This window comes from Lederbergia sp. B243.17 (assembly GCF_057657925.1).
On record NZ_JBWBKF010000045.1, the window covers coordinates 1 to 11,684 of the forward strand.

Consider the following 11,684-nt stretch of genomic DNA (forward strand, 5'->3'; position numbering starts at 1 on the left):
CGCAATCCATGACTACATTCACTTTTATAATCACCACCGTCTGCAAGAAAAATTAGGCGGCCTCAGCCCCATTGAATATAGGGCTAAGACCGCCTAACCAATTTACTTATTTCCACTGTCTACTTGACAGGGGGCAGTTCATAAAGCGGCTTTCTCTTTTTGTCGCTCTTCACCCATTTCACCGAAACCGGCTGCCACGTTCCATCTTTGTCCATGGACCAGACTGTCTCAACCGTTCCGATCCGGTCTGCATGATACGCTCCGCTAATTTGCCTATAGCCTTTTAAACGTACTCCCTTTTTTCCCGGTATCACTTCATAAAGGGCGACAGGATCAATCATCAGCTCAGTCGCTTCGTTCAGCAATCCATTTTTTTGATACAGCCCGAGCCGGATATAGTCTGCCTTCCGGTCAGAAAGATTCAGGCGTATCGGTTTTCTTATGCCGGGAATTTGGATTACAGCTTTAAATCCGTTTTCAAAGTGCCCTTCAATAAGCTGAGGCTCAGGTAGGGGAATCTCAGTTATCTTTCCCCCTTTTGCCGTATGCAGGGCATAATTAGTGATTCCGCCGCTCCCTCCGGTCGGACTGGAAAACAGCAGATCATCCGTTCCATCATGGTTCAGATCGGCAAATTCAATCCGAGGTTCGTATCCCGAGCCATACTCGATGCTGCCGACGGATTCGATTTCAGCCCAGATTTTTTCATAATATACGTCCGACTCCTTAAACATCTCCCCGTATAGGACGATGGTTTCCTGCTTGCCGTCCCCTGTCACGTCGTGATGATATTCGTTGATCACATGCGGTTTTTGCTCGGCTGTTGCTGGAGCAGCCCCTATCAGGATAATTACGGCACAAAAGCAAAATCCCCATTTCGGAAGTCTTTCCATCTTATCAACTCCATTTTTCTCTTCCTTCTAGCTTTTGTAAAAATGGAGAAAATATGTGCAATCGTACTCGTTGTTGAACTTTAGGCCCTCACAGTTTCGGCATTGCGAACCGTCGTCTCATCTTCCTCGTCGTCACGTTTTAAGCCGACCGGGATCATAGAGATCCAAATTCTCGACTTCCAGCGCCAAAGCATAAGCAGACCTCTCAGCCACTCATCGGCAATGAAAGCGATCCATACTCCGACAAGCCCCATTTCAAAATGAATGCCTAGAATATACGACAGTGTAACAGCCACTCCCCACATGGAGGCAATGCCGGCATAGACCGGAAATTTTACATCCCCTGTTGCACGGAGCGCATTAATCAGAACAACGTTGAATGTCCTGCCTGGCTCCAAAATGATGGCCAGCATGATCAACAGACTGCCCGTTTTGATGATGTCTTCCTGCTCCGTGAAAATTCCTAACAGCGGCCTCGACAACATCGTGGCGAGGATCGCAATCAAGAACGAAATGAGAATTGAGATTTTCAGGCTTTTTAATGCCCTCCTGTATGCTCCTTCGATTTTCCCGGCACCAACAAGATGACCGACCATAATTTCTGTGCCCTGGGCAACCGCAATACCAAAAAGCATGATGAACATCGTAATATTTTGTGCATACACCTTCGTCGTTAGAGCACTTGTACCGAGCATCGCAATAAAAAAGGTAATCAGCATTTGAGACGCATTGTAGGAAAGATGCTCACCTGCAGACGGCACACCGATCCGTAGCAATCCTTTCACATGCTCCTTTGGGAAGCGCCATAAAAAACGGAATGGCAGCTTTCCCGGCACCCGGGCAAACAGGACGGCGAAAGCGGCGATGATACCGATGAATCGGCTTACGGTCGTTGAAATCGCTACCCCTTCAACACCAAGAACCGGAAAGCCCAATGGACCAAAAATGAACAGATAATTACCGATCACATTGATGATGTTCATTCCAATCGTCACGTACATAATGTCCCTTGTGAATCCATAGGACCTAACAGTCGCGCCTATCGTCATAATCAGTGCCTGAATGAATAAAAATCCTCCAACTACCTTCATATAAATGCCTGCCTCGCCATACAGTTCCTGCGGCAGATTCATCAAGCCCAATATCGGCTCATGGAAAAAATAGACGAGCAAGCTCAGAACAAGGCCGAACAAAAGGTTAATCCCCATTGAAACGACCGCGACTTCCCTTGCTGACTTTTCCTGGTTGGCTCCCATCCGCTGGGCAACCAATACAGCAGTACCCGTCGTTATAAAACCGAACATCACAATAACCAGGCTTAAAACCTGATTGGCCACCCCGACTGCTGCTACGGATTGATCTGAGTATTGGGACAGCATCAACGTATCCGCATTTCCCATTAACATATGCAGCAAAATCTCTACAAAAATCGGCCATGTCAGACCAATCAACGTTACATTTCTTTTTGCCTTCCGGCTCATCTCGTTCCCCCTCCTTTGTAAAAAACAAAAAGCCCGCAGCGGATATCGAATGGTCAAACACCCATTGGAATCTGCCAGGCTAAAAAATACTGCTCAATTTGAATACAAACATGATACCATATCGATAATCCCAATTGTTGAAGTTTTTGCAGTTTAATGGATATCAGAATCCACTTGTCCCTCTAGAAGGGAAATTTCTTCTTGCAAATTCTTCATTACCTTGTTGAGCCTGCCTCTCTCCTCGTCTGTTGCAGCCGTCCCTGCCGCATATTCTGCGATGCTTCTCATCCTCTTCAGACGTTCTTCTATCTCATCCAGCAAAACCGACTTTCGCCGGATCATTTTTAATTGCCGCTCCAGTTCCTCGCGTTGTTCCATGCATTCCCTCTTTTCCGGTAAACTGCCTTCTCTAGTATATCGGTAGTTTTTTCATCTATTCCATCGATTTTGAACGCAATGCTTCCTTATAATAAGAAGGTGAAAAAAGATTTTTAAAGACTGTAACGTTTATGACACTCAAGGTACTACATAGATAAGGAGGGTGGAGACATGAAAGAGCTTGAGCAGATCTATCGGGAAATCCACCCGAAAATATTCACTTTTTTTCTAATCAAGACGATGAATCGGGCTGTTGCCGAGGACCTGACCCATGATGTCTTCTTCGATGCGCTGAAGGGACTCCCCTCTTTCGCTAAAAATTCCAGCCTGCAGACGTGGATTTTTTCTATAGCCAAAAACAAGCTGAAAAAATACTACAGATCGAGGAAATATTCATCTGCCTTAACCGAGAAACTGATTCCAAGAGAGGGAGAAACAGCAAAGTCGGCTGAGGAGTCATTTTTCTTGAAAGAAGAGCGGCTCCGTCTCCTTGCACAAATCGAAGCACTGGATGAACTCTCCAGAGAAGTCGTCATGCTCAGACTTTATGGTGATTTGTCATTCAAAGAAATCGGGGAGTTGCTGGAGAAAAGTGAAAACTATGTACGTGTCCGTTTTCACCGGGCAAAAATCATGCTGCAAAAAGGAAAGGGGGTAGAAAAAGATGAAGACTGATTGTTTCATTGTTGAGGATCTGCTTCCTCTCTACCAAGAAGGGCTGCTGCATACTGAAACAGCCCGCTGGCTAGAGGAACATCTGCAAAGCTGCAGCCATTGCAATGAACTAGCCAAGCTCTCCGGAGAGCCGATGGAAACAGGAACAGTTGCCGCCCCAGATGCGGACAGTTCCATTGCGAAAATTAAGCTGAAGGTTTCGATTTACCAGATTTTATTCGTTGCTCTCTCTTTGGTAATTGCAATGAAGACCTCGCTTATCAATAACAGCTTCGGATTCATTTTGACATATACGGTGCTCGGGCTTGTAACGTACTTATTTTACCGTCGGTTTCTGTTTATTCTCGCGATCGCCTTTTTGCCAATGTTTATCTGGGCTTTGGCCGACTTTCGTTCTTTTGAGTCGACCGCATTTACGGGCGCGTCCCTTACTGCAGCTCTCCACCTCATATTTGCGGTAGTTGGGGGTGTGATTGGCTGGCTGATCATAAAAATGAAAAATGAAGGGTGAAATACATGAAACGTAAAAAGAAGTGGATCTACCTTTTCCTCATTATCGTTCTGGTCGTTCCAGTCCTGTTTCTCTATCAAAGTTTCAACGGAAATCCCATCTCAAAATGGATGGCGGGCAAGACACTGAAAACTTATCTGTCAAAAGAGTATCCGAAGGAGGAATTCCGTGTCTCGGACGGTTTCTTCAATTTTAAAAGCGGCGGATACTCCTATGACGTAACAAAGATTGGCCGGGATGGCGGAGATGCCCATGAATTTGAGGTAACCGGACTTTTCAAGCCTTCCGTCTCCTATGACGGCATCTATTACGATCGCTTGGATGAGAAATTGATCGAGAAACTGCAGCAAGAAGCAAACGAGGAACTAGCCACATTGCTGACCGGGAATGGGTTAAAAATATTGGAAATCGGTACGATGATCGAGGTGCTGGAAGGAACCTATCCGCCGGATACTAAATGGAGAAAGGACCTGAAGCTTGAAAAACCCTTTAATCTGTTTATCATCCTTGATGCTGACGGAATGGATAAGAAAGATATGCTCGCCTCCGCGGAGAAGATCCGCTCCATCCTCAATTCAGAGCATTATGCTTATGATCGGATTAGTCTGAACGGGAACCTGTTGGATCCTTCAATGCAAGAAAGCTTTGAGACTGGATATGTACGATTCTCCGTTGCCTTTGATAAAGGAGAAAAAATTGATACGAAAGATATCGAAGAAATAAAGCAATAATAGCGTGGGTTGGAAATCGAGTTGATTTCCAGCCCTTATTTTATGCAGCCATTCCGAGCTGAATCCTTGCCTGCTAAATTTTTTTGTCCTTGTTCATGAATGTCATAAGTTGCCGATAAATACTGAGAGATCAAAATATTATAAAAATCACGGCGCAGGAGGAGAACATTATGTTCGCATTTCGTACGGTCAGGTCCAAGCTTATCGCAGTGTCTCTGGCATTGCTCATCATTCCATTAGGTATTCTCGCTTTGTTCAGCTACCAAAAAAGTGAGAGCAGCCTGAATGAACTGGGAAAAACCAACCTGAAAAATAGTGTAGAAATGACGATTGAGATGATTGAAGCGCTAAACGCAGAGGTGAAGAACGGAAACAGCAGTTTGGAGGAGGCACAGGAAAAGGTAAAGACGGCCATTTTAGGGGTAATGGATGCCGATCATAAAAGACCGATTAATCCAAATATCGATATCGGTGAGAATGGGTATATGTTTATTTTGGATGATGAGGGAAACCAGATTGCCCACCCTCAACTGGAAGGCCAGAACAGTTGGGCATCTGTTGATCCAAACGGGATCAAATCCACTCAGGAAATAATCGCAAACGGCAAAAACGGCGGCTTTACCCATTTTTCTTGGCCGCTCCCTGGAACTGAAGATAAAATTGAAGCGAAAACGACCTATTCAAAACGGGATGATCATTGGGGATGGACTGTCGTTGCCGGCACTTACATGATTGATTTTAACAAACCGGCAAAAGAAACCTTGGCCGTCATTATTTTGGTCGCCGGCCTATCCGTGATCGTAGGTTCGCTTGTCATATGGATCTTTGCAACAAAAATGGCAGCTCCAATCAAACTAGCCACTTCACGAATGCAGGGATTAGCGGAACGGAATTTGGCTCAGGAGGAAATTGCAACAAAATCCAAGGACGAGGTCGGTCAGCTGGCAAATGCATTGAATGTGATGCAAACAAATTTACGGGATATTGTTTCAAGAGTGGCCCGTGCGACTTCCATCATGGCGGTGCACAGTGAAGAACTGAACCAGTCTGCAGGAGAAGTAAAAGAAGGTTCCGGACAAGTAGCAACGACGATGATCGAATTGGCTTCCGGCTCTGAACGCCAAGCAAGCAACGCGGGTGAGCTCGCAGAAGCGATGCACCTGTTTGCCTCCACGGTGGAAAGTGCAAACCAAAAGAGCTCGGAAATTCAGCGAACCTCCGGCAGCATAAAAGATCTGACTGAAGCAGGCGGCCGCTTAATGTCGAACTCCAGAACGCAAATGGAGAAGATTAATCAGATCGTCGAAAACTCAGTAGATAAAGTGTTGGGGCTTGACGGGCTTACCCAAGAAATTACCCAGCTTGTTTCTGTTATTAATGATATTGCCGAACAAACCAATTTGCTTGCATTAAATGCAGCAATCGAAGCTGCACGGGCCGGGGAACACGGCAAAGGATTCGCAGTCGTTGCCGGCGAAGTCCGGAAACTTGCTGAGCAGGTCGCACTTTCAGTAACGGACATCACCCATCTCGTCGAGAACATCCAAACAGAATCAAAAGAGGTATCCACCTCTCTGCAAAACGGTTTTGAAGAAGTAAAATTAGGATCTGAACAAATTACAAATACGAGCAAAACCTTTGCCGAAATGGGAACTGCTATTACCGGCATGACAGAGGACATTCACAACCTTTCTCTTCATCTAGCAAATTTGACTGCCAAAAGCATTGAGATGAACAGCTCGATTGAAGAAATCGCCGCCATATCGGAAGAGTCTGCTGCAGGGGTTGAGCAAACATCTGCTTCTTCAGAGCAAATAACGAGTTCAATGGAAGAAGTCGCTTCAAATGCAAGAGAACTCGCCCAACTGTCTAAAGAGCTGGAATCGATTGTTGATACATTCAAACTTTAAAATACCCACACTCCCTGTGAGAGTCTGGATCCAAAGCTTTGGATCCGGGCTCTCTATTTTGATCATCTCACCTGAATCCACTCAATTTGACAGCTGCCGAAAATCCTTGTACTTCAGCACATAATAGATTGTCAGGCCATCGCTGCAGCTGCCGTCCCCATAATCAACAGGAATTAAGGAGAGCGCCGCAAACCAGACGGAAAAATAAGAGAATTTGTAGAAAAAGGAAGCGTCCGGAAGGATTCCTGAGCCAATCAAGCCGTTCAGCAATAAGACGGAGCCGATGTTAAAAATAACACCCCCACAGTGAACGAGCAGATGGCTGAAACGATTATTCCATTTCAAGCCTGCATAGCGAACAGAAGAATCGAGAAAATACAGCCTATAGATTGTGATATCCCCTGAATGAAAAAGCCTCTTTCCCCTTCCAAGTGCGAATTGCGCCCTGCCTCCTAAGAGCAGTGCCATGATGCAATGTCCCGCTGAATGAGTAAGCAAAACGAGCGGATAGACAATCACGACGGACCAGAGGAATTCCCATAAGTCAGTTAACCCAAACATATTCTCCCTCCTTAAAAACCCCGCCTACATTCTTTTCCCTCACTACATCGTCACTAACGCCCCATTTTTACCACTTTTCCGGAAATTGTTTCCTCCTGCTAAAAGTGAACCTGCTATAATGATAGTCAAATACTAGATATATACGAAAAGAGGATTTTTTATGGTATTGCAATTGATCAATGCGGAAAAGCGGAAAAATGACTCCCTCATCTTCCCCGCCTTCAATCTGGCAGTTCGTCCAGGAAAAGTGACGGCCCTGCATTCTAATGTAAACGTCAGAGAGGAGCTTCTTGCAATCCTGCTCAGAAAATCAAGACTTTCACATGGCGAGATTGTATTCGATCAATCCTTGCTGGAAAGTCCGGACAAGGTCGGTTTCCTTTTCCTAAAGCCCAGATTGTATGAGCGCCTCTCAATCGAAGAAATGTTAACGTTCATTAAAAGACTCTATGTTTCTGAGGAAACGATCGCCAATGCCCTCATGGCTGTTAGGCTGGAAGAGAAGAAAAATGTAAAAATAAGTAAACTTACATATTCAGAATTAAAGAGAACCCAGCTGGCGGCACTGCTACTCCAAAAGCCGGACTTATATATATTTGAAGAACCTGATCAAAATATTGATGTAGAATCAAAGAGGATATTTCTGTCAGTTCTTGAACAATTACGACAGGAACAAAAGGGCGTTCTTATTCTGACGGGCAATATGGAAAATGCGATTATTGCTGCTGATGAAGTCTACCGTCTGGATGATGATGGAATTAGTGCTGTCGATATGAATCCGGAGGAGGAGCAGCCCATTTCCGCGATGAACAGTGAACAAGCGGAACTATATTCGGTAAGATTTGAAAAAATCCCGACAAAGGTGAATGAAAAAATCGTTCTATTTGATCCGCCGGAAATCGATTATATCGAAAGCAATGATGGCCAATCGCATATTTACATAAAGAACGAATCTTTCCCCTGCTCATTCACTTTGCAAGAGCTCGAGGAAAGACTCCTTCCCTTCGGATTTTTCCGTTGCCATCGCTCCTACATCGTCAATCTGCAAAAGGTGCGTGAAGTCATCCCTTGGACCCGGAATAGCTTCAGCCTTGTGCTAGCAGGATCGGACAGTACAAACATTCCCCTGTCGAAGTCGAAAATGAATGAATTAAAGGCGATGCTTGGCCTCTAATCATGTAGAATGATGGTTCATTTCCCCGGAAATAACGGACGAGGCAGACAACTACGGTACCCATCCATGCTCATCACGCTCCATTCAGCGTCATCCGTCCTCCTTTCACCGGAAATATGCTGTGCTAAAAGTCCATTTCGCATACGATAAATGTGCAAGCAAAACGATGAGTCACAGGAGGTACGAAATGGAAAATATCATTGAGGTAAAACAAGTCGCAAAGATTTTCGGAAACCAAACAGCCTTAGAGAATCTCAACTTTCATGTTAAAAAAGGAGAGATTTTCGGATTTTTAGGCCCGAGCGGATCTGGAAAGACAACTACCATTAAAATATTGACAGGCCAGCTAAACGAGACAAGCGGCTCCGCCAAAGTATTTGGGGAACCGGTTTCAAAGCTTAAAAAACCCGCATCCCGTCAAAGGTTTGGCGTTTTGACCGATAATAGCGGATTATACGGAAGATTGTCGATCTATGACAATTTGAAACTCTATTGTGATCTCTACGGCATAAACACGTCTAGAATTGGCGAAGTGCTGGAGATTGTCAATCTTGAAAATGAAAAATCGAAACGGATTTCACATCTGTCGAAAGGGATGAAGCAGCGGATTACACTTGCACGAACCATCCTGCATGAGCCGGAACTTCTTTTTTTGGATGAGCCGACCTCTGCACTCGATCCTGCCAATACTCTCCATATTTATGAAGGGCTTCAGGCATTGCGCGCTGCAGGAACTACAATCTTCTTAACAACGCATGATATGTACGAGGCGGAAACGCTATGTGACCGTGTTGCGTTCTTAGACAAAGGGAAGATCCAGCTGATGGACACACCTGAAAATCTGAAGAAACAACATTCCGATATGACGCTTACCGTCGAATTGACAAATGGCAGTAAAATCGTTCTGCCATATGGGGAACAAGGGGCCCGCAAGCTTTATGACATTATGCAAAGAGGCGAGTTGGCAACTGTACATTCCAATGAGCCATCATTAGGAGACATTTTTGTCCAATTGACAGGGAGGAAATTAGCATGACACATTCTTTCAGAAGAGTATACGCAATATTCCAAAAAGATTTCAAAGATTTCACGCGAAATATGGCTGTCTCATCCATTCTGATCTTTCCAATCATTTTGGGCGCTTTGTTCGGCAGACAGAAGGTCGATGCACTTGAGCCCCAATATTTGCTGATCAACATGGTATTTACAATGGTCGCAGCTTTTGTCCAATGCTGTCTAATTGCTGAAGAAAAAGAAAAAGATACCCTTCGCGGCCTTATGCTTTCACCCGCCAGTTCGATTGAAATTATGGGCGGAAAAAGTCTGCTGACTTTTGTTCTGACGGCAGTTGTCATGTTTTTTACAGTTTGGCTTGCCGAATATAAGCCGGAGAACATGATGGTCATTATTGTCGCACTATTTCTCTCTTCCATCTTTTATATTGCTCTCGGCACATTGCTTGGCCTGTACGCTAAGTCTGTCATGGAAGCATCAGTAATTGTCATGCCGGTTATCGTTCTGTTTTCTCTTAGTTCCTTTATCCTTTCACTTGTTGATCAATATCCATTCTTGAAGATTGCCGAATATCTTCCGAACATTCAGCTGCTTACCATCGCTGAAAAAGTGAGATCAGGTGCAGGTTGGGCTGACGTGCTTCCGCAGCTTGGCTGGATTGCCGCTTGGGCTGCCGCAGCAATCGTGTCGACATTCTCCCTTTACCGCAAACGAATGGTTGACTGATTGGCGAGCCTATCAATTCCTCCTTCGGCTTTCCTATGGTACACTCGCATATAACTCAGAAAAAGCGAGGGAAGAAGCCGATGAATACATACAAAGTAATTTTTCTTGATATTGACGGAACAATTTTGAAACCGGATCACACATACGAAGATTCGGTGAAAGAAGCAATTGGGCAGGCCCAAAAGCAAGGGATCGAAGTGTTTCTCGCAACTGGGCGCCCGCTGCATGAGCTTGCCGAACTTGCTGAAGAGCTGAACATCTCATCCTTTATCGGGTATAACGGTGCTCTGGCTATTTATGAAAATAAAATCGTGCTGGATGAACCGATGGACGAAAAAACGGTCAGCCGTTTCCTTGCAACCGCTGAAAAGCATGACCATGAGGCGGTACTATATACGAGTGAGTCCAATTATTACACCGATATGGCGTCGGACGTTGTCAAACAGTTTATCGAGGCTTTTCAAGTGAAAAAGAATCGTTTGTTTACACCCGACATCTCTTCACATGTATTGGGCGCAACCTTGATGGGGCTTAGTGAGCAACAGGTCTCCTTATATGAGGGAGATCCCTCCTATCATTTTACTCAAGTGAATGTAGAGGGGCTGACACATTGCTATGATGTGATCCGGGACACTGTGAACAAAGGCCGTGCAATCGAGACACTGCTGAAAATTCTCGGCATCCCAAAAGAGCAGTCCATCGCGTTTGGTGACGGAATGAACGACAGAGAGATGCTCCGTTCTGTCGGACGAGGCTTTGCGATGGGAAATTGTCATCCCGACTTGCTTGCCTATGCATCCGACACAACGACTGCGGTCGATGATTCAGGTATCTTTAACGGTCTGAAATCACTTGGTATCGTAAAATAGAAGGAAGAGGGGTACCTCACCCCTCTTCCTTCTTTGCGCTTCCATTTCATTTTTCCAAAGGCAGCTTCTAAAAGCTTTTATTGATCGAGATATGAGTTCAGCATCCATCTTTCCTTTTCCACCGACTCTTGGATCGCCAACAATATATCTGCTGTTGCTTCATCATTCGCATCTTCACTGGCGCGTCTCGCTGCTTCCAATTCGTCAATGAGAATGTTAAAGTCATGGATTGTCTCACTCACCATCTCATTGGCCGTTGTGATGCCTTCCACTTCCTTAATTGCAGCCAGTTTTAAGTATTCTTTCATTGTCGCTGCAGGCTTTCCGCCAATTGCCAGGAGGCGCTCCGCCAATACATCCAGATTGTCGGCTGCCTCATTATAGAGCTCTTCGAATTTCTCATGCAATGTGAAAAACTGTGGACCTTTTACAAACCAATGATGATGGTGCAGTTTCATATATAAAACTCCCCAGTTGGCAACCTGCCTGTTCAATTCATGATAAAGTTTATCTTTGCTCATTATACCCAACTCCTTATTTATAATTATTATTATTTAATACTGTCTATAATATAACATCAAGGATTTTCAAATTCAACTACTTGGTTTGAAAATAAGAATGAGGCTGGGACAAAACCCATCTCTGATACGAAAAAAGCCGGCGGAATTTTACGATGAGTAAAATTCCGCCGGCTTTAATTGTCTTTCATGAAAGATAAGGACCACTTCTGATAAAATTAAGTCACCACAACAAAATATTAC

14 protein-coding genes are annotated in these 11,684 nt (G+C 44.7%); 9 read left to right on the top strand and 5 right to left on the bottom strand.

The features are described from left to right. The first annotated feature begins 4 nt into the window (after window positions 1-4). Window positions 5-97, top strand: a complete 93-nt coding sequence (locus AC0TWI_RS08855; RefSeq protein ID WP_488125033.1) for an IS3 family transposase — start codon at window positions 5-7, stop codon at window positions 95-97. Between the two features lie 22 nt (window positions 98-119). Here the strand turns inward: AC0TWI_RS08855 and AC0TWI_RS08860 are convergent, their stop codons facing one another. The 3 genes from AC0TWI_RS08860 to AC0TWI_RS08870 all read right to left on the bottom strand — a co-directional run bounded on the left by AC0TWI_RS08860 (window position 120) and on the right by AC0TWI_RS08870 (window position 2,752). Next, window positions 120-893 carry a hypothetical protein gene (locus AC0TWI_RS08860; protein WP_488125983.1) on the bottom strand — a complete coding sequence of 258 codons (774 nt, stop codon included), beginning with the start codon at window positions 891-893 and terminating at the stop codon, window positions 120-122. Between the two features lie 80 nt (window positions 894-973). After that, window positions 974-2,374 carry an MATE family efflux transporter gene (locus AC0TWI_RS08865; RefSeq protein ID WP_488125984.1) on the bottom strand — a complete coding sequence of 467 codons (1,401 nt, stop codon included), beginning with the start codon at window positions 2,372-2,374 and terminating at the stop codon, window positions 974-976. Between the two features lie 153 nt (window positions 2,375-2,527). Next, window positions 2,528-2,752 carry a hypothetical protein gene (locus AC0TWI_RS08870; protein WP_488125985.1) on the bottom strand — a complete coding sequence of 75 codons (225 nt, stop codon included), beginning with the start codon at window positions 2,750-2,752 and terminating at the stop codon, window positions 2,528-2,530. Window positions 2,753-2,923: 171 nt separating this feature from the next. Here AC0TWI_RS08870 and AC0TWI_RS08875 point away from each other — a divergent pair, with 171 nt between their 5' ends. The 4 genes from AC0TWI_RS08875 (at window position 2,924) to AC0TWI_RS08890 (ending at window position 6,579) form a co-directional block, all read left to right on the top strand. Continuing rightward, window positions 2,924-3,427, top strand: a complete 504-nt coding sequence (locus tag AC0TWI_RS08875; protein WP_488125986.1) for an RNA polymerase sigma factor — start codon at window positions 2,924-2,926, stop codon at window positions 3,425-3,427. Continuing rightward, window positions 3,417-3,938 (top strand): zf-HC2 domain-containing protein, encoded by a 522-nt coding sequence (locus AC0TWI_RS08880; protein WP_488125987.1) that lies wholly within the window; start codon window positions 3,417-3,419, stop codon window positions 3,936-3,938. The genes AC0TWI_RS08875 and AC0TWI_RS08880 overlap by 11 nt, the downstream gene beginning before the upstream one ends. A gap of 5 nt (window positions 3,939-3,943) precedes the next feature. Then, window positions 3,944-4,669 carry a YfjL-like protein gene (locus AC0TWI_RS08885; protein WP_488125988.1) on the top strand — a complete coding sequence of 242 codons (726 nt, stop codon included), beginning with the start codon at window positions 3,944-3,946 and terminating at the stop codon, window positions 4,667-4,669. 170 nt (window positions 4,670-4,839) lie between these two features. After that, entirely contained in the window at window positions 4,840-6,579 is a 1,740-nt protein-coding gene (locus AC0TWI_RS08890; RefSeq protein ID WP_488125989.1) for a methyl-accepting chemotaxis protein, read from the top strand. An 81-nt stretch (window positions 6,580-6,660) separates the two neighbouring features. On the opposite strand, the gene AC0TWI_RS08895 is transcribed toward AC0TWI_RS08890, so the two are convergent. Further along, window positions 6,661-7,140 (bottom strand): hypothetical protein, encoded by a 480-nt coding sequence (locus AC0TWI_RS08895; protein WP_488125990.1) that lies wholly within the window; start codon window positions 7,138-7,140, stop codon window positions 6,661-6,663. A 160-nt stretch (window positions 7,141-7,300) separates the two neighbouring features. On the opposite strand from AC0TWI_RS08895, the gene AC0TWI_RS08900 reads away from it, so the two are divergent. The 4 genes from AC0TWI_RS08900 to AC0TWI_RS08915 all read left to right on the top strand — a co-directional run bounded on the left by AC0TWI_RS08900 (window position 7,301) and on the right by AC0TWI_RS08915 (window position 10,923). Beyond that, the gene (locus tag AC0TWI_RS08900) at window positions 7,301-8,314 is read left to right on the top strand and encodes a LytTR family transcriptional regulator DNA-binding domain-containing protein (RefSeq protein WP_488125991.1); all 1,014 of its coding nucleotides are present in this window, start codon (window positions 7,301-7,303) and stop codon (window positions 8,312-8,314) included. 187 nt (window positions 8,315-8,501) lie between these two features. Continuing rightward, complete coding sequence (locus AC0TWI_RS08905; protein ID WP_488125992.1) at window positions 8,502-9,350, top strand: ABC transporter ATP-binding protein; 849 nt, start codon at window positions 8,502-8,504, stop codon at window positions 9,348-9,350. After that, complete coding sequence (locus AC0TWI_RS08910; RefSeq protein ID WP_488125993.1) at window positions 9,347-10,054, top strand: ABC transporter permease; 708 nt, start codon at window positions 9,347-9,349, stop codon at window positions 10,052-10,054. The genes AC0TWI_RS08905 and AC0TWI_RS08910 overlap by 4 nt, the downstream gene beginning before the upstream one ends. 80 nt (window positions 10,055-10,134) lie before the next feature. Beyond that, entirely contained in the window at window positions 10,135-10,923 is a 789-nt protein-coding gene (locus AC0TWI_RS08915; RefSeq protein WP_488125994.1) for an HAD family hydrolase, read from the top strand. Window positions 10,924-11,000: 77 nt separating this feature from the next. On the opposite strand, the gene AC0TWI_RS08920 is transcribed toward AC0TWI_RS08915, so the two are convergent. Further along, on the bottom strand, window positions 11,001-11,444 hold the full coding sequence (locus AC0TWI_RS08920; protein ID WP_488125995.1) for a Dps family protein: 444 nt from the start codon (window positions 11,442-11,444) through the stop codon (window positions 11,001-11,003). Window positions 11,445-11,684: the final 240 nt, after the last annotated feature.

Excerpts from the sequence above, each read along its gene's own strand:
- AC0TWI_RS08860 (WP_488125983.1), bottom strand. The coding sequence starts at position 893 with ATGGAAAGACTTCCGAAATGGGGATTTTGCTTTTGTGCCGTAATTATC.
- AC0TWI_RS08865 (WP_488125984.1), bottom strand. The coding sequence starts at position 2,374 with ATGAGCCGGAAGGCAAAAAGAAATGTAACGTTGATTGGTCTGACATGG.
- AC0TWI_RS08870 (WP_488125985.1), bottom strand. The coding sequence starts at position 2,752 with ATGGAACAACGCGAGGAACTGGAGCGGCAATTAAAAATGATCCGGCGA.
- AC0TWI_RS08875 (WP_488125986.1), top strand. The coding sequence starts at position 2,924 with ATGAAAGAGCTTGAGCAGATCTATCGGGAAATCCACCCGAAAATATTC.
- AC0TWI_RS08880 (WP_488125987.1), top strand. The coding sequence starts at position 3,417 with ATGAAGACTGATTGTTTCATTGTTGAGGATCTGCTTCCTCTCTACCAA.
- AC0TWI_RS08885 (WP_488125988.1), top strand. The coding sequence starts at position 3,944 with ATGAAACGTAAAAAGAAGTGGATCTACCTTTTCCTCATTATCGTTCTG.
- AC0TWI_RS08890 (WP_488125989.1), top strand. The coding sequence starts at position 4,840 with ATGTTCGCATTTCGTACGGTCAGGTCCAAGCTTATCGCAGTGTCTCTG.
- AC0TWI_RS08895 (WP_488125990.1), bottom strand. The coding sequence starts at position 7,140 with ATGTTTGGGTTAACTGACTTATGGGAATTCCTCTGGTCCGTCGTGATT.
- AC0TWI_RS08900 (WP_488125991.1), top strand. The coding sequence starts at position 7,301 with ATGGTATTGCAATTGATCAATGCGGAAAAGCGGAAAAATGACTCCCTC.
- AC0TWI_RS08905 (WP_488125992.1), top strand. The coding sequence starts at position 8,502 with ATGGAAAATATCATTGAGGTAAAACAAGTCGCAAAGATTTTCGGAAAC.
- AC0TWI_RS08910 (WP_488125993.1), top strand. The coding sequence starts at position 9,347 with ATGACACATTCTTTCAGAAGAGTATACGCAATATTCCAAAAAGATTTC.
- AC0TWI_RS08915 (WP_488125994.1), top strand. The coding sequence starts at position 10,135 with ATGAATACATACAAAGTAATTTTTCTTGATATTGACGGAACAATTTTG.
- AC0TWI_RS08920 (WP_488125995.1), bottom strand. The coding sequence starts at position 11,444 with ATGAGCAAAGATAAACTTTATCATGAATTGAACAGGCAGGTTGCCAAC.